The organism is Prevotella sp. AGR2160 (genome assembly GCF_000424185.1).
Classification (GTDB): domain Bacteria; phylum Bacteroidota; class Bacteroidia; order Bacteroidales; family Bacteroidaceae; genus Prevotella.
On the sequence record NZ_AUJK01000017.1, the window covers coordinates 41,800 to 66,121 of the forward strand.

Consider the following 24,322-nt stretch of genomic DNA (forward strand, 5'->3'; position numbering starts at 1 on the left):
TGTGGGCGTCCTAACAGCATCTTACGATTGGGTAGAGGTCTCTTCTTCCGGCTTATCCTCCTCAATGACGAGATTATCGATGATGAAGTTCTGGCGCTCCATCGTATTCTTGCCCATATAATACTCCAGGAGCTTCTGCACCTGATCGTTCTTATGCAGCGTGACCTGCTCAAGGCGCATATCGGGGCCAATGAAATGACGGAACTCGTCGGGACTGATCTCGCCGAGACCCTTGAAACGCGTAATTTCGGGATCGGGACCAAGGGCGGAGATAGCCTGGCGGCGCTCCTCGTCACTGTAACAGTAACGCGTGATGAAATCACCTTTCTTCTCTTTCGGACCGAGTTTGGCATCAGCGTCAGCAATGACCTGCTTGTTCTTGATCTTCGTACGGCGGTTGCGGACTCGGAAGAGCGGCGTCTGAAGGACATAGACATGGCCCTTCTTGATCAACTCGGGATAGAACTGGAGGAAGAAGGTGATGATGAGCAGACGGATGTGCATACCGTCGACATCAGCATCGGTAGCAACGATGACCTTATTATATCGCAAATCGTCGAGACCATCCTCGATGTTCAGAGCGGCCTGCAAGAGGTTGAACTCCTCATTCTCGTACACTACCTTCTTCGTCAGACCGAAGGAGTTCAGCGGCTTGCCACGAAGGGAGAAGACGGCCTGCGTGTTGACATCACGGCTCTTCGTGATACTTCCGCTGGCAGAGTCACCCTCGGTGATGAAGATAGAGCTCTCCTCCTTGCGCTCATTCTTGGCGTCATTATAATGGATGCGGCAGTCACGGAGCTTGCGGTTGTGGAGACTGGCTTTCTTGGCACGCTCACGGGCAAGCTTCGTCACGCCTGCCATGGCCTTACGCTCATGCTCGCTGCTCTTGATCTTTGCCTCCAGAACCTCAGCGACATCACTGTGGATATGGAGGTAGTTGTCGACATTCTGTTTGATGAAATCGCCGACAAACTTGTTGATCGATTCACTGTTGGGATCTTTCGGGTCCACCTGCGTACTGCCGAGCTTGATCTTCGTCTGACTCTCGAAGACGGGCTCCTGGATATTGATGGCAATGGCGCCGACAAGACCGTTTCGAATGTCGGTATACTCGTAGTTCTTTCCGAAAAACTCCTTGATAGTACGGGCAATATGCTCCTTAAAAGCGCTCTGATGGGTACCGCCCTGAGTAGTATGCTGGCCGTTGACAAAGGAATAATACTCCTCGCCATACTGGTTGGTATGGGTGAAGGCGATCTCAATGTCATCGCCTTTCAAATGGACGATGTCATAAAGACCATCGACGGTCATATTATCGGTCAGCAAGTCCTTCAAGCCATGACGGCTGGCAATGCGGCGGTCATTATAGAGAATCGTAAGACCCGTATTTAAATAGGTGTAGTTGCGGAGCATCGTCTCCACAATATCATCCTGGAAACTGTAGCCTTTAAAAAGCGTGTCGTCAGGCTCAAAACAGACGTAGGTACCGTTCTCGTCCTGCGTCTCCCGCATGTTGTCGAAAGTCTTGATGCCTTTCTCAAAACGGAGTTCACGGACCTTCCCGTCTCGGTAGGACATGACGCAGAAATGACTGCTAAGGGCGTTGACGGCCTTAATACCGACACCATTCAGGCCGACGCTCTTTTGGAATACCTTCGTATCGTATTTTCCACCGGTATTGAGCACGCTGACAGCCTCCACGAGCTTGCCCTGGGGAATACCACGGCCATAGTCGCGGACACTGACACGATGGTTGTCATCAATGTCCACCTCTATGCGGTCGCCGGCATGCATCTTGAACTCGTCAATGGAGTTGTCAATGGTCTCCTTCAGCAACACATAAATACCATCCTCGGGCAACTTACCGTCGCCGAGGCGGCCGATATACATGCCCGGACGCGTACGGATATGCTCCATGTCACTCAGGTGACGGATGTTATCCTCGGTATAGGCTACAGGCTGCTCGATAGGTTTGTTATCGGTTCCTTCTTTGTTTTCACTCATAACTCATTCCTTTTTATTTTCCCCTTCTCTGGCGGAAATACGTGTGACAACGTGACAACGTTACACACCTCATTATTCTTTGCAGGATGCATGCGGCAATGTAGAATGGCCTGCCGTTGTGTGCTTGCGCTTTGCAAGCGCAAGGATCCACAGAGGTTCCCTTCTACAACTTCCGCTTATAGCATCTACGGCGCTTATGCAGCACGGGATTCAGCGGTCCCCACTGACTCTGCACGCTCTCGTTCGTTTCCATCTCCACCTGCGTCTCGCCCCATTTGAAACCGTATTTTTGATAACGAGGAATAAGGTCGGAGAAAAGCAGGGAGTTGGCTCCCTTGCTGCGGTACTCGGGAAGGACGCCGATGAGCAACAGGTCAACGGCGGGAGTCTTATGGAACTTCAGTGCACGAAGGACATGCCACCAGCCAAAAGGCAGCAGACGGCCACGACGGCATTTCTGAAGGGCCAGAGACAACGACGGCAGACTTATACCGACGCCGACAACCTTGCGGTCCTTGTTCCAGTCCTCAATGAGCGTCACCAAGTCAAGGTCGATATATTGCAGGTACATCTTTGTATACTGCTGCACCTGACGCTCCGTGAGCTTCGAATAACCATAGAGATGACTGTAAGTGTCGTTGATGACCTGGAAAACTTTGTCGCCATAGCCACGCTTGAAAATATCATCACGCGTGAGCTTCTTCACGTGGAGGTTATAACGCTCCTCAACGATCTTTGAGACATTAGCGTATTTCTCCGGGATCTTCTCCGGAACAGGGAGGTAGTACTCTACATAGTCATTATCCTTGTCCCAGCCGCCCATCTTCTCCATGTGCTCGGGATAGTAGGGATAGTTGTAAATCGTCGGCATCGTACCGAGACGGTCATAGCCCGCCGTAAGCATGCCCTCGGGGTCCATATCGGTGAAGCCTAAAGGCCCGACGATCTCATCCATTCCTTTCCGGCGGCCATAGTCGGCAACAGCTTTCAGCAGCGCCTTGGAGACCTCGATGTCATCAATGAAGTCGATCCAACCGAAGCGCACACACTTCCGGCCCCAGGCCTCGTTGGCATGAGTGTTGATGATAGCGGCCACACGACCGACAATCTTCCCATCACGATAGGCCAAATAATACTCTGCCTCACAGAAGTCGAAGGCGGCATTGCGGTCCTTGCGCAGCGTGTTCATCTCATCGCTGAAAAGATTGGGTACGTCGTACTTGTTTCCAGCATAGAGATCGTAATGGAAATCAATGAATTTCTTGAGGTCGAACTTCGTCTGAACCTGCTTAATATCAACTGATGACATGAATTTATTCTTCTAATAATGTGCTTGAAATGTGCAAATTTACTACATTTTCCCCATTTCTCAAAAGATTGGGGTAAATATTAAATTAATTTAATTTCTTACAGATGAACAAACGATGTTCACGGTCGCCCACCGTCGTGGCAAAAAGATAGGTGTCACCACCATCACGCAACTTCAGTTTCCGACGTAATTCTTTGACGGTCATCGGGAAATTTCTAACAGTGATATTCGCCTGCGTGATGCCCTGCAACGCTGACTTCAACTGCTTCTTGTTCATCGTCGTCACGGTCTCCACAACGAAACGACGTCCGGGAAAGGCGGGGACGAGGCGGGTGGAGACAAAGAGATGACTGTTGGCTCCAAGCGGAAAGACCCCAAAACGCGCCGATACAGCATCGAAACAGCCGGCCTTGCGGATCGACGAGTTGGGCTCGTAGAGAAAGAATGGTGGATCTCTTCTCATTATTTCCGCATTTGCTATGACGGAGACAGTCTCCATACCAGGTTGCCAGATGAAGCTGTCGCCATCGTTGACGCAATAAACCGTAGGAGCGCCTCTGAAGCCACGGGAGAGCACGAGAAGGAGCTCCTTGCATTCATTGCCCACGGAGACGATATGAACCTCACACACGCCACCACAGACATCTCCGGAAGTCTCTTCACAGACGCTACCGGAGACCGGTGCCGAAAGAGCCGCTACGGCAGCATGCCAGTCGAGCATCGGTGAGAGCTTCAGCATCACGAGCGTGGCCTTTCTCAGAAGACCGTCACGAAGGCGCGTCACATCGGGTGTGCAGTCCTCCAACAACACCGTCTTGCCACCATGACTGTCTCGCCGGGCAGGATCAAGGAAGAGCACGACGGGCGATGATTCGGTAGCTTCGGGAATCTCTTCAAGCACGGCTTCTCCCTCGGCACATAGCACGTCGGCATGACGGAGGCCCAACAACGGGAAATTATGGCGTGCCAGCTCACAGAGAGAGGCCTGACGCTCCACATAGACAGCTGTCGGGAAGAGGGGCGCCAGGAAGGAGAAATCAACACCGAAACCGCCCGTGAGGTCATAGAGGGCGCCATCTCTCCACGAGGCCGTCAGACGCTGCAGCACAGACCGCTTGTAAGCGCCCGTAGACTCACTGGAGCACTGTTCCATGGAGAGATGGGGAGGATAGCGAAGACCGTCGACAGCAGCCCAAGAGGGAAGTTTCTTGCATGCTCGCTGCCACCCGGCTATCTGGTCAAGGGCATAGGGCAGGTCGACATCAGGATACCGTGACCCCTGAAAGACCAGTTGGCGGACATCGTCATCCCGGTGCGCACGAATAAAAGCTTCCGTTGTTCTATTCATTTTCCTTGAAATGAATCTCCTCCATAAACCGTTTGATGACCTCCGGCTTGCCGGTATGCTTGCCGTCATCCTCGGAAATCTTACACGTGTCATTGTAGAAAGGCCACGACTCCGTGATCTTCACGGCCGTGAGCTTGATGACGGTATTCATCGGGGCTGTATGAGGGAAGTCATTCGTGAAATGGGTGCCGATGCCGAAAGACGGCTGACAGACCTTACTGGCATACTGCTGAATCTCTATGGCGTCATCTGTCGTCAGCGCATTGGAGAAAATCACCTGCTTCGTACGGCTGTCAATATTCAGACTCTTGTATTTATCACAGATCTTCTGCAACTCCTTTCGGTTGTCACCACTGTCGACACGCAGGCCTTTGAAGAGATTCGCAAAGTCCTCGGAGAAATTCAGGGAGAAGATGTCCCATCCGAAACTGTCGTAGAGATACGTACCGAGGGCACCGTTGAAAGTGTGACGCCAGGCATTCATCGCTATATGATTGGCCATCTGGGGACCGAACATGCCGCCGATAGCACAGACAAACTCATGGGCCATCGTACCCACTGGAGTGAGACCGTATTTCATGGCAAGATAGACATTACTCGTTCCCACGAAACGGCCCTTCCAATCACTGCGGGAGGACTGGCAGTCACGGAATGCACGCACAATGGTATCCTCTGCCTTGAAAGAGGCACGGCGACGGGTTCCAAAATCGGAGAAGATGCAGCCGGCATTCAGCAGTCGCTCGCCCTTTTCATACGTTCGACGATAGTAATCGTCATAATCGAAGTCCTGGTTCTGCTTCGTGACGATATAATACAGCTCCGAAACGATGGCCAGCACCTTCACCTCCAGGAGGATCGTATCGCTCCAGTTGCCTTCGAAACTAATATGCAAATGACCCTCCGCGTCCTGCTCCACTGTCGTCCACTCACTGCGATAGCGGAAGCCTTTCAGATAGGTGAAGAACCAACTCGGCATATAATAGCACTTCGATTTCATGAAGGCGATCTCCTCATCGGTGATCACTACATTCTCCAACATCTTGATCTGTTCCTTCACTAAATCAGCAAACCCGGGAGGATAGACCGTGTTGTTGCGGTCCACAAAGGTGTACTTCACCTCTGCACGAGGATAGTTATCAATGACGGCACAGCACATGCTGAACTTGTATAAGTCGTCATCGGTAAAATGGTTGATAATTTGCTGCATAAAGAATAGTATATGGCTGCAAATTTAGCAATTTTCTCCCAAAAACAAAAATTCCCGCCTAAGTTTTATGCTTAGACGGGAATCTATTCTTATTTTCCCTCGTAGGGGCACCCCTTGTGGGCGCCCTTTGAGCACCCCTTGTGAGCGCCCTAACCAGGATAAATATTAATCAGCAAGTTTAGCCTTGATGAACTCACGGTTCAGACGGGCGATGTTGGCGATGGACTCGTTCTTCGGGCACTCTGCCTCGCAGGCACGGGTATTCGTGCAGTTACCGAAGCCGAGCTCCTCCATCTTTGCTACCATAGCCTTAGCACGACGGGCTGCCTCAGGACGACCCTGCGGAAGGAGAGCGAGCTGGCTGACCTTAGAGGAGACGAAGAGCATGGCGGAACCATTCTTGCAGGCTGCGACACAAGCGCCACAACCAATGCACGTTGCGCAGTCCATAGCCTCGTCAGCGGCCTCCTTGGAGATCAGGATAGCATTGGCATCCTGTGCCTGACCAGTACGTACGGAGGTATAACCACCGGCAGCGATGATCTTATCGAAAGCGCTGCGGTCGACCATGCAGTCCTTGATCACCGGGAAAGCGGCGGAACGCCACGGCTCGACAGTGATGACATCACCGTCATGGAAACGACGCATGTAGAGCTGGCACGTAGTGGCACCCTGTGCAGGACCGTGGGGATGACCATTGATATACAGGGAGCACATACCACAGATACCCTCACGACAGTCATGGTCGAAGACAAACGGCTCCTTGCCAGCCTCGATCAACTGCTCATTCAGAATATCCAGCATCTCGAGGAAGGAGGTATCACCAGGGATGTCCTTCATCTCGAAAGTATCGAAATGACCTTTTGCCTGAGGTCCGTTCTGACGCCATACTTTGAGCGTGAAACTTATATTTGTATCCATTGCTATATTACTTCTTATAATTACGTGTCTGTACCTTGATATACTGATAGTTGAGAGGCTCCTTCAGAAGCTCAGGGGCTACCTCATCGGAACCCTGGTACTTCCAGCAGGCGACATACATATAGTTCTCATCGTCACGCTTGGCCTCGCCTTCCTCGGTCTGGCTCTCCTCACGGAAATGACCGCCGCAGCTCTCGTTACGGTTCAGGGCATCATAAGCGATGAGCTCACCCATTGTGATGAAGTCACGGAGATGGATGGCCTTGTCGAGCTCGACATTAAGACCTTCCTTGCTGCCGGGGATGCGGACATGCTCGTCAAACTCCTTGCGGAGCTCCTTGAGCTGCTTCAGAGCGGTCTCCAGTCCTTCCTTGTTACGGGCCATACCCACGTGATCCCACATGATGTGGTACAGCTTCTTGTGGATGTGGTCAACACTCTCATCACCCTGAATGCCATAGATGCGGTCGATCTCCTTCTGAACTCCCTTCTCAGCCTCCTCAAACTCGGGAAGGTCGGTAGAGAAGCGGGGAACCGTGATCTGATCGCTCAGATAATTCATAATGGTATAAGGAATGACGAAGTAACCATCACTCAGACCCTGCATCAGTGCGGAAGCACCGAGGCGGTTAGCACCGTGGTCGGAGAAGTTGCACTCACCAAGAGCGAAGAGACCGGGGATAGAGGTCTGCAGCTCGTAGTCTACCCAGATACCACCCATCGTGTAGTGGATAGCAGGATAGATCATCATCGGGTTCTCATGGGGATCGACATCCGTGATCTCCTGATACATATCGAAGAGGTTACCATAACGCTGGTCAACGACATCACGACCGAGACGCTTGAAAGCATCGGAGAAGTCAAGGAAGACGGCCAGACCGGTGTTGTTCACACCGTAGCCCTTATCGGTACGCTCCTTAGCAGCACGAGAGGCAACGTCACGAGGTACGAGGTTACCAAAGGCAGGATAACGGCGCTCCAGATAGTAGTCGCGGTCTTCCTCGGGAATATCGCGGCCTTTCAGCTTACCGGCCTGCAGGGCCTTGGCATCCTCGAGCTTCTTCGGTACCCAGATACGACCATCATTACGAAGGGACTCAGACATCAGCGTCAGCTTACTCTGCTTGTCACCGTGGACTGGAATACAGGTCGGGTGGATCTGTACGAAACACGGGTTAGCGAAGTAAGCTCCCTTACGATAGCACTGAAGAGCTGCGGTACAGTTGCAACCCATAGCGTTCGTGGAGAGGAAATAAGTATTACCGTATCCACCGGTAGCGATACATACGGCATGTGCGCTATAACGCTCGAGCTTGCCGCTGACGAGGTTCTTAGCGATGATACCACGGGCACGACCGTCGATGAGGACGACATCCTCCATCTCCGTACGAGTGTGGAGCTCAACACTGCCACGGTGTACTTCCTTCATTAAGGAAGAGTAAGCACCGAGCAACAGCTGCTGACCCGTCTGACCCTTGGCATAGAACGTACGGCTGACCTGCACGCCACCAAAAGAACGGTTGGCAAGCATACCACCATACTCACGGGCGAAAGGTACACCCTGAGCAACACACTGGTCGATGATGTTCGCGCTGACCTCTGCCAAACGATAAACGTTGGCCTCACGGGCACGGTAGTCACCACCCTTGATGGTATCATAGAAAAGACGGTAGACAGAGTCACCATCATTCTGATAATTCTTAGCTGCATTGATACCACCCTGAGCGGCAATAGAGTGTGCACGACGGGGAGAGTCCTGAATGCAGAAGTTAATTACATGGAAGCCCATCTCACCCAGACTGGCTGCTGCGGATGCACCGGCAAGACCAGTACCAACAACGATGATGTCAAGCTTACGACGGTTGGCAGGGTTGACAAGTTTCTGATGTGCTTTATAATTGGTCCATTTCTCGGCCAGAGGGCCTTCTGGAATCTTGGAATCTATCTGTGACATAATTCAGTGATAGTTTTACGTATTTATAGTTGACAAGTTGATAGCTTATAACGATGAGGTATAAGACTATGCACAATAACTGGGAGCGAAGCCCAACCAGAAAGAGAGGATCAGGAAAGCGAAGATACCCATCAGAATCGTCACATAAACGATACCGATGCACTGCCAACGCTTCAGCCAAATCTTACCACTCCAACCGAGGGTCTGCATAGCGCTCCAGAAGCCGTGGGAGAGGTGGAACCAAATGGCACAGAGCCATACAAGATACAGGATGGAGAACACCGGATTAGCAAAGGTATCCTGAATCCATGCGAAACCATCAGCAGGATCATGTGCTACCTGAATGCCTGCCAGATCAGCGAACATCATATGTCCCCAGAAATTGTAGAGGTGGAGAATCAGGCCGAGCAGGATGATCAGACCCAATACGAGCATGTTCTGACTGGCCCAGCTCACTTCCTTCCAACGGGCAGTAACGGCATAACGCTCGTCACCACGTGCACGACGGTTCTGCGCGGTCAGGATGAAGGCATACACAATATGGCAAACTGCCAGGAATGCCAACCCCAGAGTGCCGATAACGGCATACCAGTTGGAACCGAGGAACTCACATACCGTGTTGTAAGCATCACCGCTGAAGAATGCAGCGATATTCATACAACAGTGGAATGTCAGGAAGAGAATGAGGCAGATGCCTGTCACAGACATCACCACCTTTCTACCAATAGGTGAATTAATTAACCACATAAATGATTGAAATTTAGATATTTAACTGTTTGAAACTGATATTGTTCGCTTTTTTCATAGGTCTCGCCATACCTAATTGTGTTGCAAAAATACCATAAAAAAATGATTATACAAAGTATTTTCGGCAAAATTTGAATTTAATTTTTTACTTTTGCGGTGAAAATCAAAAAACGAAATGAAATTTTACTTTGATGTTATTGTCATCGGAGGAGGACATGCCGGTTGCGAGGCAGCTACAGCAGCTGCCAACATGGGCGCAAAAACTTGCCTCGTCACGATGGACATGAACAAGATTGGACAGATGAGTTGCAACCCAGCCGTCGGGGGTATCGCTAAAGGACAGATCGTCCGCGAAATCGATGCCCTCGGTGGGGAGATGGGGCGCGTCACCGATGCTACTGCTATCCAGTTCCGCATGCTGAATATCGGTAAAGGACCCGCCGTGTGGAGTCCTCGTGCCCAATGCGACCGCGGACGATTCATCTGGCAGTGGCGTTCCGTCCTTGACCACACCCCGAATCTGAATATCTGGCAGGACCAGGCCGACGAGTTACTTGTAGCGAATGGCGAGGCCGTCGGCGTACGTACAATTTGGGGCGTGGAGTTGCGCGCCAAATGCACCATCATAACCGCCGGAACCTTCCTCAACGGACTGATGCATGTCGGCCGGAAAATGGTAGAGGGTGGCCGTTGCGCAGAGCCTGCCGTGCATCACCTCACAGAGAGTATCACGCATTGGGGCATTCGTTCCGCACGCATGAAGACGGGCACTCCCGTACGTATCGACAAACGGAGTGTACATTTCGAGGATATGGAGGAGCAGAAGGGTGACCAAGGCTTTCACCAGTTCTCTTACTTCGGCCCTCACCGCCAACTGAAACAACTCTCATGCTGGACGACCTACACGAACAAGACCGTCCACGATATACTTCGCAGTGGCCTCGCTGACTCCCCGCTCTTCAACGGACAAATCAAGAGTACAGGGCCACGCTACTGCCCGAGCATCGAAACAAAGCTCGTTACATTCCCCGACAAGGATGAGCACCCACTCTTTCTAGAACCAGAAGGTGAAGACACCAACGAGATGTATCTGAACGGCTTCTCATCCAGTATGCCGATAGACATTCAGATGGAGGCTATCCATCATATACCCGCTCTTCGCGACGCACAAATCTATCGTCCCGGCTATGCCATCGAATACGATTACTTCGATCCGACACAACTCTATCACTCGCTGGAATCGAAAATTATTTCGAATCTCTTTTTCGCCGGCCAGGTGAATGGAACTACCGGTTATGAGGAAGCCGGAGGACAGGGAACCATTGCGGGAATCAATGCTGCACTGAAATGTGGCGGAAGTGAGCCCTTCGTCATGAATCGTGATGAAAGCTATATCGGCGTACTGATTGACGATCTCACCACAAAGGGTGTCGATGAACCCTATCGGATGTTTACTTCCAGAGCCGAATACCGCATCCTCCTCCGACAGGATGATGCAGACGCACGACTCACAGAGAAAGGTTACGAACTCGGATTGGCAAAACGAGACCGCTACGACTGGTGGAAGAAAAAAAAGGCTGGAATCGAAGGGATCATCCGTTTCTGCCAGGAGACAACCGTCCATCCTAAAGATGTCAACGGGGCTCTCGAACACCTAGGCACTACCCCACTGCGTTTCGGTTGTAAGATCAGCGAGCTCGTTGCTCGTCCTCATCTCACACTGAAAGCTCTCTCAGACATCATTCCCGGACTGAAAGAAGCTATCGATAAGAATGGACAAAGCTCCATGACTGTTGACGGCACGTCTTTCGTCACGACCGGAGAGCGAACAGAAGAGATTGCCGAAGCAGCAGAAGTGAGAATGAAATACAAAGGATATATAGACCGAGAGAAAATCGTGGCAGACAAAATGCACCGACTGGAGAACATCAAAATCCGCGGACATTTCAAATATGCCGACATCAAAGAAATCTCCACCGAGGGCCGACAGAAGTTGGAACGCATACAGCCCGACACCCTCGCACAGGCCAGCAGAATTCCCGGTGTGAGCCCAAGCGACATCAATGTCCTCCTCGTCCTCATGGGGCGGTAGCCTCCCCACCGTAGGGACATGATTTATTATGCCCCACAACCGCCAGCCACTGGTTATCATTCTCGCTCTTCACGTGAAACAAAACCCGTTAGAAGATATTGTTTCACGTGAAACAGTAAAGAGGTTAAAATAAAATATATCAAACAATTAACGATTCAAGTAAAACGTAAAACTTGAAGTAAAACGACAATAAAAATGAACAAACAAATCTTACTGGACAATCTGCGTTGTATCCCAGATTGGCCCATCAAGGGAGTAAACTTCAGAGATGTTACAACCCTGTTTAAAAACCCTGAAGCCTTGAGAGAAATCAAGGACGAAATGGTAGAACTTTATCACGACAAGGGCATCACAAAAATCGTAGGTATTGAAAGCCGTGGCTTCGTGATGAGTTCAGCTGTTGCCGTAGAGCTCGGCGCTGGTGTCGTACTCTGTCGTAAACCCGGTAAACTGCCTTGCGAGACCGTACAAGAGAGTTACGCCAAAGAGTATGGGATGGATACCATCGAAATCCATAAGGATGCCATCAGTTCTGATGATGTCATTCTCCTCCATGACGATCTCCTCGCTACCGGCGGAACGATGCAGGCAGCTTGTAACCTCGTCAAGAAATTCCATCCAAAGAAAATCTACTGTAACTTCATCATTGAACTGCATAGTGAGTTCCCAGAGAGTCGTAAACTTTTCGATCCTGATGTAGAGATATCCTCCCTCCTACAGTTTTGATTAAAGATTTGGCCATACCCTTGTCTGTGGCCGCCATGTTGCGGCCACGCAAAGAATGAAGGAGAAGAGATAAACACAATCATATTTATTAGGAACTCTCACCCCAACCGCAACCATTCGTTTCACGTGAAACTATGACTAAAGAAGAAAACGAAGCCCGTCTGGCCCACTGCAAGAGCATCGTACTCAGTATGCCCGAGAAGCCTGGAAGCTACCAGTTTTACGATAAAGACCACAATATCATATATGTGGGGAAGGCTAAGAGTCTGAAACGTCGTGTTTCGAGCTATTTCCATAAGGAAGTAGACCGATACAAGACGAAGGTTCTCGTGTCAAAGATTTGGGATATCTCCTACTCTGTGGTTAACACGGAGGAAGATGCTCTTCTACTAGAGAATGCATTGATCAAAAAATACAAACCCAAATACAATGTACTGCTCAAGGACGGCAAGACTTATCCTAGCATATGCGTCACCAATGAGTACTTTCCTCGTATTTTCAAGACACGACAGATCAACAAGCGCTTCGGCACCTTCTTTGGCCCCTATCCGCACATTTCCGCCATGTATGCCGTACTGGATATCATCCATCGTGTATACAAGCCACGGACATGCCGTACTGTGTTCACAAAAGAGGGTATCGAACAAGGAAAATACAAACCTTGTCTTGAGTGGCATATTAACAACTGTTATGCGCCTTGTATCAACAAGATCTCTTATGAAGAATATCAAGAGAATATCCGTCAGGCGCGAGAGATCCTAAAAGGCAACACACGAGAGATTAGTCAGAAAATCTACGACCTGATGATGAAAAACGCGTCTCTCATGAAGTTCGAAGTGGCTGAGGAACTGAAAAAGCGCTATCTGCTGCTACAGGATTTCGTGACAAAGAGCGAGGTGGTCAGTTGGACGATCTCCGACGAGGACGTCTTCAGCATCGTAGATGACGAGAATAAAAGAAATGCCTACATCAATTATATCCACGTCAAGAACGGTACAATCAACCAAAGTTTCACCTATGAGTATAAGCGCAAGCTGGATGAGACAGACGAGGACTTGCTCATGCAAGCCATACCGGAAATCAGAGAGCGGTTCCACAGTACGGCTAAAGAGATCATCGTGCCCTTCGAGATGAGTTGGAAGCTGAAAGACGCAGTGTTTTTCATCCCTCAGCGTGGTGACAAGCACCATCTTCTCGAGCTCTCTGAGATGAACGGAAAACAGTATAAATTCGACCGTCTCAAACAGGCAGAGAAACTGAATCCGGAGCAGAAACAGACGCGCTTGATGAAAGAACTGCAGACAAAACTGCAACTCGAGAAACTACCCTATCAAATAGAATGTTTTGATAACTCCAACATCTCCGGCACCGATGCTGTTGCCGGGTGCATCGTGTATAAAGGGATGAAACCCTCAAGAAAAGACTATCGCAAATACAATATCAAGACTGTTGTGGGGCCTGACGACTATGCTTCCATGCAAGAGGTTGTTCGCCGTCGATACAACAGAATGATCGAAGAGAAGACACCCCTCCCCGACCTCATCATCACCGATGGCGGTAAGGGACAGATGGACGTCGTCAGAGAGGTCGTCGAGGACGAATTACACCTCCATATACCCATCGCCGGTCTGGCTAAGGATGATCGCCACAGAACAAACGAATTGCTCTTTGGTTTCCCTCCTCAGACCGTTGGTATTGACGTAAAGAGCGAACTATTTAAGGTTCTCACACAAATTCAAGACGAGGTACACCGCTATGCGATCACTTTCCACCGAGACAAGCGTTCCAAGCACGCCCTACACAGTGAACTAGACGACATCAAGGGAATCGGTCCAAAGGCAAAAGAAGCTCTTCTACAAGCCTTTAAAAGCGTCAAGAAAATAAAAGAGGCAAAAGAGGAAGAACTAACAAAAGTTATCGGGCCATCTAAAGCTAAAATCCTTACGGAACATTTCCGCAAAATTGGGAAATGACTTATCAGGTTCTTCTTACAAAAAAAGCAAATGGTTGATGAGAATTCAAAAAAAATAACTATATTTGCAACATGAGAATAGTCATACAACGTGTACGGAAAGCATCCGTTACAATCAATAAAAAAGTCAAGTCAGCCATCCAACAAGGCTATATGATCCTTGTCGGTGTCTGCGAGGAAGATACAGAAGAAGATGTCGACTGGCTTGTCAAGAAAGTCATCGGACTGAGAGTCTTCGACGACGAACAGGGAGTGATGAACAAAAGTATAATAGACATAAACGGTGAGATTCTCGTCGTCAGTCAGTTCACGCTATACGCAAGCTACAAGAAAGGAAACCGGCCCAGTTGGATACGCGCCGCCGGACACGCCACAGCCATCCCTCTCTACGAATCCTTCTGCCACAAGCTCAGTAAAGGCCTCGGCAAAGAGGTGGGAACGGGAGAGTTTGGCGCCATGATGGACGTCGCCCTTATCAACGACGGTCCCGTAACGATCTGCATGGACAGTAAAAATCGGGAATAAAACGAGCAAAGATGAATGAAGCAATAACCATCCAGGAAGCCCAGGAAATGGTCGACCAGTGGATCAAAAAATACGGTGTGAGATATTTTGATATTCTCACCAATATGGCTTGCTTGACAGAAGAAGTCGGAGAAGTCGCCCGTGTCATTGCGCGTAAATACGGCGAACAAAGTTTCAAGGAAGGCGATAAAGCGAACCTCGGAGAAGAGCTAACGGATGTGCTTTGGGTACTCATCTGTCTGGCCAATCAGACAGGGGTCAACCTTACAGAAGAGTTCCGTAAGAACATGGAAAAGAAGACCCGTCGGGATTCCACACGACATCTCAACAATCAAAAATTACAATAAACCCAAACAAGCGGATAAGGGGCTCTCTACCCTATCTGCAGTCAAACAAAATAGTAGAAAATGGAAAGTATTAAAGGAACCGTTCTGAAGGATATTGCCGACCAGAACAAGAAAAAAGCAGAAGAAAAAAGCAAATATGATCAGGCGTTAGAGCAGTACAACACTGAAGTTGATGAGGCCCAAGTACGCGAAGCCGTGAAGAAAATTATCGCTGAGAAAGTACCTCAGAATGATACTCCGGAAGTCAGAAAATTCCTCCTCGGCAGTGTTGAGCTCACCTCTTTGCACACGACAGATACCGAAGAGGAAATTCTAGCTATGACCGAAAAAGTCAACAAGTTTGACAGCCTCTATCCCGATCTGCCGCATGTCGCAGCCATCTGCGCATATCCTGTCTTCACGGATCTCATCGCCAACAGCCTTGAGGTGGACGGCGTAGAGATCACGAATGTCACGGGAAATTTCCCCAGCAGTCAGAGTCGCATCGAAGTAAAGATCGCAGAGACCTCTCTCGCCGTCGCCGACGGAGCCACAAACACCGATATCGTCATGCCGGTAGGAAAGTTCCTCAGCGGCGATTACGAGGGTATGTGCGACGATATCAGTGAGTTAAAAGCCTGCTGTGGCGAAGTACCGATGAAGGTAATCCTTGAGACCGGGGATCTTGGCAATCTAAGTAATGTAAAGAAGGCTGCATTGCTGAGTATGTATGCCGGCGCTGACTATATCAAGACCAGCACAGGCAAGGAGAAAGTCAGTGCCACTCCGGAGGCTGTATACGTCATGTGTCAGGCCATCAAGGAATACTATGATAAAACGGGCATACAGATCGGTTTAAAGCCTGCTGGCGGCATTAATACGGTCATGGACGCCATTATCTACTACACGATCTTAAAAGAGATTTGTGGCGAGAAATGGATGACCAACTACTGGTTCCGTCTCGGTACCAGCCGTCTGACGAATCTGCTACTCAGTGAGATCCTTGGCAAAGAAGTCAAATACTTCTAATCTGTAGGGACATGATTGATCATGTTCCGCCAGAATACAAAAAAGGCGGTCAAGAGACCGCCTTCATTAATTATTTCTTTCAATAACGAAATCAAGGTAAGCCTTCAATGCTTCTTTGATTTCGTCATTTTTTACACGCTGATCTATAAAAGACATACAGTCTTTATGGAAGTCCCACATCCGTTTGTCAGCATACTCGATACCACCCTGAACTTTCGCAAAATCAACAAGTTCAGCAATTCCGGCAGCATCAATATTACGATTCTTCACACGATAAGCCAACTCAGTCATACTCGGATTATCACCATGTTTCAAAGCATAGATAATTGGCAGAGTCAACTTACCCTCTGCCATATCATTACCGGTGGGCTTACCAATAGCCTTACTGTCGTAATAATCAAAGATATCATCCCGAATCTGAAAGATAATACCGAGATTCTGACCAAACAGACGGGCTGCATCCACATCATCCTGCGTAGCTCCGGCACTCTCAGCGCCAATGGCAGCACAAGCCTCAAAGAGAGCAGCCGTCTTTTTCTTAATCACCTCATAGTATACACACTCTGAGATCTCCTCATTCTGAATATTCGAGAGTTGAAGTATCTCACCATTAGAAAGCGTCTGACCGAGCTCAGAGAGATAACGGACGATAATCTCAGAATGGGTACGGGAAATATATAGCAGCGCCGTAGAAAGGATATAATCACCTACCAGCACAGCCACCTTATTATTATAGGTAGCATTCACAGAAGCCTGTCCGCGACGTTCAGTACTCTCATCTACAACATCGTCATGAACCAGAGAGGCTGTATGCAGCAATTCCAGTCCCACAGCAGCATGCTGCGTGATATCACTGATCTTCCCGAAGTTCTTGGCCATCAGGAGGATCAGCATCGGGCGCATCCGTTTACCGGCCCTATTGCGGATATGCTGCAAGGCCTGAGAAAGAAGACCGTCGGAATGACTCATACTCTCATTAAAGAGATGGATGAAGTCCTTCAATTCATGCTCAATGGGTTGTCTGATAACTGATAAATAGTCCATGATTCGATAATTTGTTACAAAATTAATGAAAATATCGGGAAGTCTGACAAAAAATTAGTAATTTTACACATTCAAAAAGAAAAAACTATGCAGAAACTCTTTCTCATCGACGCTTACGCGCTCATTTTCCGCTCTTACTATGCACTAATACGTTCCCCACGCATCAATTCCAAAGGGTTGAACACATCAGCCATCATGGGCTTCTGTAACACTCTTAACGAGGTATTGACGAAAGAACAACCCACACATATCGGCGTGGCCTTCGATTGCGGTAAAACCTTCCGCCATGAGGCCTTTCCCGCCTACAAAGCCCAGCGTGAAGCCACACCGGAAGACATACGCAAGAGTGTGCCTATCATCAAGGATATTTTGAATGCTTACCATATCCCTATCCTGCAAGCTGAAGGCTTCGAGGCCGATGATGTCATCGGCACCGTTGCCACCGAGGCAGGCAAGGCCGGCTATGAGACCTATATGCTCACACCCGATAAAGACTATGGCCAACTTATCCGCCCGAATGTTTATATGTACCGTCCTCAGCAAGGCGGAAACTATGAGGTGATTGGTGAGAAAGAGATAGAAGCCAAATATGGCATCAGTAAGCCCCAACAGGTCATCGACATCCTGGCGCTCATGGGTGACAGTGCTGACAACTTCCCGGGCTGTCCTGGTGTCGGCGAAAAGACTGCCGTGAAACTCATCAACCAGTTTGGTAGTGTCAAAGGACTCCTGGAACATACCGATCAGCTCAAAGGCAAACAGAAGGAGAAAGTAGAGGGAGCCATTGAGGATATCAAGATGAGTTATTTCCTCGCGACGATCAAGACCGACATACCCCTACCCGACTTCCAGCTCGATGACTTAAAGATTGAGAAACCCGACGAGGAGAAACTCGACCAGATCTTCACCGAACTCGAGATGAACAGCTTCAAAAAGCGAATCCTTAACAAACAAGAGAAAAATAAAAAAGATGTTAACCTAGAACCGTCTCTCTTTGCCGAATTTACGACCAATGAGTCGAATGATTCAGAATTCGCGAATTTTGAGAGCCTTAAAACGGTAGCTCATCAATATTATCTTGTTGATAATGAGGAAGATCAGAAGGAAATCGCCTCAAAAATCGCGACTGTTTCAACTCTCAGTCTAGACACGGAGACAACGTCAACGCACGCCATCGACGCCGAATTGGTCGGCTTAAGCTTTAGCGTGAAGGAAAACGAGGCTTACTACGTTCCCATCTCTCCTAATCGCGAGGAAGCGCTCAAGACCTTGGAAATTTTTAAGCCGTTGTATGAGGACCCGAATATTCTCAAGGTCGGTCAGAACATTAAATACGATATCGAGGTATTGAAGAACTACGGCATTGAAGTCAAAGGACCATTATGGGACACGATGATTGCCCACTACCTCATCCAGCCAGAGCTTCATCACAACATGGATTATTTGGCTGAGGTATATCTCCATTATCACACGATTCACATCGAGGAACTTATTGGTCCGAAAGGCAAAGGTCAGAAAAATATGCGAGACCTTGATCCTAAAGATATCTATGAATATGCCGCCGAGGATGCTGACGTGACACTCAAACTCAAAAACGTATTAGAGCCAAAGTTGAAAGAGTTGAATGTCGAGTCCCTCTTCCACGATATCGAGATGCCACTCATCTATGTCCTCGCCGATATGGAGCATACGGGTGTCTGCCTCGACACGCAAGCACTCGCAGAAACCTCCCGGATCTTCACAGACCGGATGAAGGAATACGAGCGAAAGATCTATGAGGAAGCCGGAGAGCAATTCAACATTTCCAGTCCGAAGCAGGTTGGTGAGATTCTCTTCGGGAAGATGCAGATCATGGAAAAGCCGAAGAAGACCCGTACAGGCCAGTATGTCACCTCCGAGGAAGTCCTGCAGAGTCTGAAGGCGAAGAATCCTATCGTGGAGAATATTCTCAACTACCGTGGCATGAAGAAGCTCCTCTCGACGTATGTCGATAACCTCCCTACCCTTGTCAACAAGCGAACGGGACACATCCATACGTCCTTCAACCAGGCCCTCACCGCCACGGGACGCCTTTCCTCATCCGATCCAAACTTGCAGAACATTCCCGTCCGTACCGACGACGGCAAGGAGATCCGCAAATGCTTCATCCCCGAGCCTGGCTGTCTATTCTTCAGTGCTGACTACAGTCAGATCGAACTGCGTATCATGGCCCATCTCAGTGGCGATGAGAATATGATCGAGATGTTCCGCGAAGGCTTTGATATCCATGCTGCCACAGCTGCAAAAATCTGGCATAAGAAGATGGAGGAGGTCACGCCCGCCGAACGTAAGAAAGCCAAACAGGCCAATTTCGGTATCATCTATGGCATCACCACCTATGGTCTTGCACAACGCATGGAGATCCCCAACGGAGAGGCGCGCGAGCTCATCCAAGGCTATTTCGAGACCTTCCCGAAAGTCAAGGAATATATGGAACAGGCCAAGGAGATCGCCCGCAAGCAAGGATACGTCGAGACGCTCTTCCACCGCCGCCGTTATCTCCCCGATATCAACAGTAAGAATGGTACTGTCCGTGGCTTCGCTGAGCGTAACGCCATCAACGCCCCTATCCAGGGCAGTGAGGCCGACATTATCAAGGTGGCCATGGTCCGCATCTACCGTCGTTTCCAACAGGAGCATATCCGTTCGAAAATGATTCTTCAGGTGCACGACGAACTTAACTTCTCCGTCTATCCTGATGAGCAGCGGCAAGTGGAGAAAATTGTCCTGGAAGAGATGGAACATGCCTACACGCTGAAAGTGCCCCTCATCGCCGATGCCGGCTGGGGAAAGAACTGGCTAGAGGCACATTAGAATAACCAGGGGACACATAAAAATAAATCCGGGAAACCATAACTGCAAATGGATTCCCGGATTCTTTTTTATAATACTTACCGTATATACGAAATTACAATCATCAAATATATACGGCGATACTTACATCAAATCACACTTCTCATCCTTATTCATCTCGACCTTCTCGCCATCTTTCAGGACACGAGCCTTGTAGCCGAACTTCTCAAAGGCCTTGCAGAGCTTCTCTGGCGTCGTCTTGGCAGGATCATAGGTCACGGTGACCTTTTGGTCGGGCACACTCGTCTGGATCTCCTTGATACCCTTTTCGAAGCGGAGATTACCCTTGATTTTGTTCTCACAATTCTCGCAGTGCATCTGCGGCGTTGTCGTGAAGACTACCGTCTTGTAGTCCTTAGCAAAGGTCATCACTGACACCATCAGCATGACCATCATCAGCATGAATTTTTTCATATTACTTTAATCTATTACCTAAGTTTACACGTATTCCAATATATCCCATGGCACCATGGATTGGTCCATAGACCATGTTTGTATCAAACTGCGATCCCCAAGGACTCATCGCGTCGATGACGGGGTTCTTCTGCTTGTAGTTCGTCAGATTCTCACCACCGGCATAGATGGAGAAATGGCGGAACCAGCGCGTTACCTGCACATTGAGTTGCGGATAAGCCTTGAAGGTCTCATTCCAACTCTTCGAACCGTCAGCGAGGGTATAGGGCTTCGGCATGCGACCACCGCCATTCAACTGACCGGTGACATCAAACTGCCAGAGACCAAGCGGTGTCTTATACGACAGGGTCAGCAAACCTTTATAGCGGCTCTGCAGCGGTTTCTCGAGCGTAACATTCCCATACGTTTCATGTACGAAGTTACGGCGATAGGCTGCCGTCATGGTCATTCCTTTGAAGAGCGGATAAGTGGCGTCAATCTGGAAGACATGGGAATAGTTCTTCCCGTCGTTGCTGGCAATCGTCACGGCATGAGGATCAGAGTCGAAATCCACCGTTGTCTGGTTCTGGAAACGGGTATAGTAATACTCCGTATTCAGAAGCAGCGTCTCTCCGAAAAGAGGGATGTTCCAGTTGGCAATGAAGCCGAAGTTCCAGGCACTCTCCTGCTTCAGTGATCCGATATTCAGCGTACGGCTGCTGGCGAGCAAATAGTTGTATTCTGCCAACGGATGAGCTGTACGATAACCCTTACCGGCAGAGAGACGCAGTCCGAACCAATCGGTAGCCTGCCATTTCAAGTGGAAACGCGGCGTAACGAACGTCCCCCAAAGGTCGCTGTGATCGACACGCAGGCCAGCCATGGCGATGACTTTGTTATGAAGATTATAGGTATACTGCGCATAACCGCCGAACACATTTTCCTTGTCGTTATCCTTAACGGTAGCGAGAGCATTCGGCGCAAAGTCTACGGGAGTGACACCGGCAACAGCGCGTGTACCCAAGCCCTCACCGAGATAGTCATGTACATAACTCAGACCAAGGGAGATATTATGTTCGGGAGTAAAGTTATGCTCAAACATCAACGAGGAATACACATTCTTCTCATTCACCGTATAATGCTTATAACCATAACCGGCATCCATGAGCTGCATGTCTGCCGAAGTCATCCACGCGATATTTGTACCATGCGACGGATCAAGGATGAAAGCATGCTTCATATATCCCTCATAGCGATCCGTACTGATCCCAATACGGTAGAGCGGCTCATTACTCATCTTCACCTTCATATCATCGGAGAGTTCCTTGAGGTTCTGACCACTGCGACGGTCCTCCTTAATTAGTCCGACACCGGCATGCATGATATAACGGCTGTCCTTATAAAGCCAGCGGTTCTGGAAGTTATACTGTCGAATATTCGGCTTATCCTGGAATCCGTCCATATTCATGTCGTGGGCACCGCCACTGTTCTCGAAATGGCCGAGGATATTCGTCATGAGTTTCTTCGACAGATGGATATTGCCCTCACCGTTGGCCTCAAACTTCCCATCAGTATCGGTATAGAGGTTAACGGTACCGCCAGTCTCGTCCTCCGGCTTGAGATATTCCACGTTGATCTGTCCCGTGATACCCTCATAACCGTTCTTCACCGAGGCAGCGCCCTTACTCACCTGGATACTCTTCATCCATGTGCCGGGCACATAACCCAAAGAATAAGGGGCCGCGGAACCACGGAAATTCGGGAGATTCTCCGTCAACATCTGTACGTAGGAGCCATTGAGGCCAAGGAGCTTGATCTGTCGTGCTCCCGTCGCGGCATCTGAGTAGTTGACATCGACAGAAGGATTCGTGGTGAAACTCTCACCGAGGTTACAGCAGGCAGCTTTGAAAAGCTCGTCCTGGTTGATCAGACTACCACCGATGGCACCACCAATACGGGTAATACCCATTTTGCGGCGCGTCACCGTTACACCGGCGAGATTATGCTCAGAATAGACAGTGGAGGTATCAGCCTGTACACTATCCGTGTGCAGGGCAGAGATATTGTTATTATCAGCTTTTACTACGGTTGCTCCCGGCATAAAGGCGGGAAGAACAGCAGCAAATAAAAATTTCTTCATTGAATTGATATACTTTGAAAGTTTTGACGATAATATTAAATGGACATAAACCACGTAGGAACATGGTTTATCATGATCCGAAAATTGTAGGGACATAATTTATTATGTTCCTTTCCCTCGTCAAAAAAATCAAAGTCGGAGTATGCGCAAAAAGGCCAGATAAGCCCTCGGCGGAGCATGGGGCGTCCGCATACTGACGAACGTATCCAAAGGATGCCTCGGCAGAACCGGCAGAGAGGTCAGTGCCGGCAAGACAGCGATGAGCGGCTGGGCCACGAGGAAATGGAAGACGGATGGTGTAGACACCTGTGTAGGCGATAGTTTCGACACCGTCACCTTCATACATTTCTTCATCGGGGCACAGTCCTGATGGCCATGTTCCAGTTTCTGTATCTGCGTTAAGGATAGATCACCGAGATGCTCACAATGGATGCCGACAAAGCCCACACTCAACACGATAATCAGTGCTGAGAGGAACAAAGCAGCAAATATAGAGGTGATCCTTTTCATTCTTAACCTTTTTCTTATAACCTTCGGCAGCAAAGTTACGACAATTCTTTGGAATTTCTACAATCTGTTAATTATTTTTATGAAAAGATCTATTCGATACTCTCCACGCTCACGCCACGGAACTCACGCATGAAACTGAGAATATGGTCCTGATAGTCCTTTCGGCGTATCTTCATCTCCAGCGTCACCGTATAGATCTTATCATCGCCCTCATCCTGCGGCTTCATATTATAGGAGTCGATCTCCACGTTAGCATCCCCGAGTTTACTAAGGACTGTCTGGATCGTATCCTGAGTAGTGGAGGTAAATGTCACTTCTATCTCTCTTGTTCCAAAACGACGAAGAATAAAGTTCATGGCCTCCAGGCAGAGGAGGACGAGCGTCGTAGCAGCGATAGCGAGGACATACATCCCCGCACCACAAGTCAGTCCGATGGCCGACGTCACCCATAATCCTGCCGCCGTCGTCAGGCCGCGTACGACATGCTTTTGGAAGATGATCGTGCCGGCACCGATAAAGCCGATACCTGTGACAACCTGCGAGGCGATACGACTGGGATCGAAGGAGGTCTTTGCATATTCCGAGAGAACCTCCCCCACCCCATATTCTGAGAGCACCATAAAGAGTGCCGAACCCAGTCCTACGAGGAAATGTGTACGGAACCCGGCCTCCTTAGCCCGGTATTCCCTTTCCAGTCCGATGGCACCACCGAGGATAGCGGCGACGAATATTCTCAAAATAAATTCCGTATTCATAATCAATCTGTTTTATTTTACGTGATGACACAAAGATACGAAAATATCCCATACAGACTACATTTTCAAGAGATAAATTTTGAAATGCAGGCCCAAGGGGGATTGTCCGTGGCGGGCGGATGCCGCTGCCTAACCAAAGACGGTAATACATCTATAGAAAAAGAAGGGTATATCCCTTATTCCCTTCAGGCATGACCTAAAGGCTTTCATCTTGGAGTTGAGCGATTCTGCAGAAGCATTAGTGTCTCTGTTGATAAAGTAATTGAGTATCTCGTCCTCGTAGTGCTGGATAGACTGTTTTACGGATTTAATCTCTCTAAGGGTAGACTTGGTGACCTTCTTGTACCATCCTTCAAGCGCTTTCTTCGCAGTCTCCTTGGTGCTAGACTTCGTACGAAAGATTGCTCGGAGATCGTTTATCAGCC

Annotated in this window: 20 protein-coding genes; 7 read left to right on the forward strand and 13 right to left on the reverse strand. The window is 49.1% G+C overall.

Annotated elements, in window-relative coordinates; all coding sequences use genetic code 11:
* Positions 1 to 21: 21 nt before the first annotated feature.
* From G604_RS0110025 to G604_RS0110055, 7 genes are all read right to left on the reverse strand, one after another.
* The gene (locus G604_RS0110025; protein WP_028910449.1) at positions 22 to 2,007 is read right to left on the reverse strand and encodes a DNA topoisomerase IV subunit B; all 1,986 of its coding nucleotides are present in this window, start codon (positions 2,005 to 2,007) and stop codon (positions 22 to 24) included.
* A gap of 163 nt (positions 2,008 to 2,170) precedes the next feature.
* Complete coding sequence (locus G604_RS0110030) at positions 2,171 to 3,316, reverse strand: hypothetical protein (RefSeq protein ID WP_028910450.1); 1,146 nt, start codon at positions 3,314 to 3,316, stop codon at positions 2,171 to 2,173.
* A gap of 85 nt (positions 3,317 to 3,401) precedes the next feature.
* Positions 3,402 to 4,664, reverse strand: coding sequence for a THUMP-like domain-containing protein (locus G604_RS0110035; protein WP_028910451.1), 1,263 nt, complete (start codon positions 4,662 to 4,664; stop codon positions 3,402 to 3,404).
* Positions 4,657 to 5,871 (reverse strand): nicotinate phosphoribosyltransferase, encoded by a 1,215-nt coding sequence (gene pncB, locus G604_RS0110040; protein ID WP_028910452.1) that lies wholly within the window; start codon positions 5,869 to 5,871, stop codon positions 4,657 to 4,659. Before pncB ends, G604_RS0110035 begins: the two co-directional genes overlap by 8 nt.
* Positions 5,872 to 6,036: 165 nt before the next feature.
* Positions 6,037 to 6,792, reverse strand: coding sequence for a succinate dehydrogenase/fumarate reductase iron-sulfur subunit (locus tag G604_RS0110045; RefSeq protein WP_028910453.1), 756 nt, complete (start codon positions 6,790 to 6,792; stop codon positions 6,037 to 6,039).
* Between the two features lie 7 nt (positions 6,793 to 6,799).
* Positions 6,800 to 8,746: a fumarate reductase/succinate dehydrogenase flavoprotein subunit gene (locus G604_RS0110050; protein ID WP_028910454.1), complete on the reverse strand. Its 1,947-nt coding sequence runs from the start codon at positions 8,744 to 8,746 to the stop codon at positions 6,800 to 6,802.
* A 66-nt stretch (positions 8,747 to 8,812) separates the two neighbouring features.
* Complete coding sequence (locus G604_RS0110055) at positions 8,813 to 9,493, reverse strand: fumarate reductase (RefSeq protein ID WP_028910455.1); 681 nt, start codon at positions 9,491 to 9,493, stop codon at positions 8,813 to 8,815.
* Positions 9,494 to 9,668: 175 nt separating this feature from the next.
* Between G604_RS0110055 and mnmG the strand changes: the two genes are divergently transcribed.
* The 6 genes from mnmG (at position 9,669) to deoC (ending at position 16,163) form a co-directional block, all read left to right on the forward strand.
* On the forward strand, positions 9,669 to 11,585 hold the full coding sequence (gene mnmG / locus G604_RS0110060) for a tRNA uridine-5-carboxymethylaminomethyl(34) synthesis enzyme MnmG (RefSeq protein ID WP_028910456.1): 1,917 nt from the start codon (positions 9,669 to 9,671) through the stop codon (positions 11,583 to 11,585).
* Between the two features lie 195 nt (positions 11,586 to 11,780).
* Positions 11,781 to 12,311: an adenine phosphoribosyltransferase gene (locus G604_RS0110065; protein ID WP_028910457.1), complete on the forward strand. Its 531-nt coding sequence runs from the start codon at positions 11,781 to 11,783 to the stop codon at positions 12,309 to 12,311.
* Between the two features lie 134 nt (positions 12,312 to 12,445).
* Positions 12,446 to 14,284 (forward strand): excinuclease ABC subunit UvrC, encoded by a 1,839-nt coding sequence (gene uvrC, locus G604_RS0110070; protein WP_028910458.1) that lies wholly within the window; start codon positions 12,446 to 12,448, stop codon positions 14,282 to 14,284.
* Positions 14,285 to 14,355: 71 nt separating this feature from the next.
* Complete coding sequence (dtd, locus tag G604_RS0110075) at positions 14,356 to 14,808, forward strand: D-aminoacyl-tRNA deacylase (protein WP_028910459.1); 453 nt, start codon at positions 14,356 to 14,358, stop codon at positions 14,806 to 14,808.
* Positions 14,809 to 14,831: 23 nt separating this feature from the next.
* Positions 14,832 to 15,155: a nucleotide pyrophosphohydrolase gene (locus G604_RS0110080; protein ID WP_028910460.1), complete on the forward strand. Its 324-nt coding sequence runs from the start codon at positions 14,832 to 14,834 to the stop codon at positions 15,153 to 15,155.
* Between the two features lie 60 nt (positions 15,156 to 15,215).
* A complete protein-coding gene (gene deoC, locus G604_RS0110085) occupies positions 15,216 to 16,163 on the forward strand; it encodes a deoxyribose-phosphate aldolase (RefSeq protein WP_028910461.1) in 948 nt (315 codons plus the stop codon).
* Between the two features lie 66 nt (positions 16,164 to 16,229).
* Here deoC and G604_RS0110090 read toward each other — a convergent pair whose 3' ends face one another.
* Entirely contained in the window at positions 16,230 to 17,207 is a 978-nt protein-coding gene (locus G604_RS0110090; protein WP_028910462.1) for a polyprenyl synthetase family protein, read from the reverse strand.
* 87 nt (positions 17,208 to 17,294) lie between these two features.
* On the opposite strand from G604_RS0110090, the gene polA reads away from it, so the two are divergent.
* Positions 17,295 to 20,060 (forward strand): DNA polymerase I, encoded by a 2,766-nt coding sequence (gene polA / locus G604_RS0110095; protein WP_028910463.1) that lies wholly within the window; start codon positions 17,295 to 17,297, stop codon positions 20,058 to 20,060.
* 123 nt (positions 20,061 to 20,183) lie between these two features.
* Here polA and G604_RS0110100 read toward each other — a convergent pair whose 3' ends face one another.
* The 5 genes from G604_RS0110100 to G604_RS0110120 all read right to left on the reverse strand — a co-directional run.
* Entirely contained in the window at positions 20,184 to 20,513 is a 330-nt protein-coding gene (locus G604_RS0110100) for a heavy-metal-associated domain-containing protein (protein WP_028910464.1), read from the reverse strand.
* Between the two features lies 1 nt (position 20,514).
* Positions 20,515 to 22,593: a TonB-dependent receptor domain-containing protein gene (locus G604_RS0110105; protein WP_155941920.1), complete on the reverse strand. Its 2,079-nt coding sequence runs from the start codon at positions 22,591 to 22,593 to the stop codon at positions 20,515 to 20,517.
* A 168-nt stretch (positions 22,594 to 22,761) separates the two neighbouring features.
* Positions 22,762 to 23,142 (reverse strand): hypothetical protein, encoded by a 381-nt coding sequence (locus tag G604_RS0110110; protein WP_036905321.1) that lies wholly within the window; start codon positions 23,140 to 23,142, stop codon positions 22,762 to 22,764.
* 89 nt (positions 23,143 to 23,231) lie between these two features.
* Positions 23,232 to 23,897 carry an MgtC/SapB family protein gene (locus G604_RS0110115; RefSeq protein ID WP_028910467.1) on the reverse strand — a complete coding sequence of 222 codons (666 nt, stop codon included), beginning with the start codon at positions 23,895 to 23,897 and terminating at the stop codon, positions 23,232 to 23,234.
* A 129-nt stretch (positions 23,898 to 24,026) separates the two neighbouring features.
* A partial coding sequence (locus tag G604_RS0110120) for a transposase (protein WP_028910468.1) occupies positions 24,027 to 24,322 on the reverse strand: 296 nt, incomplete at its 5' end.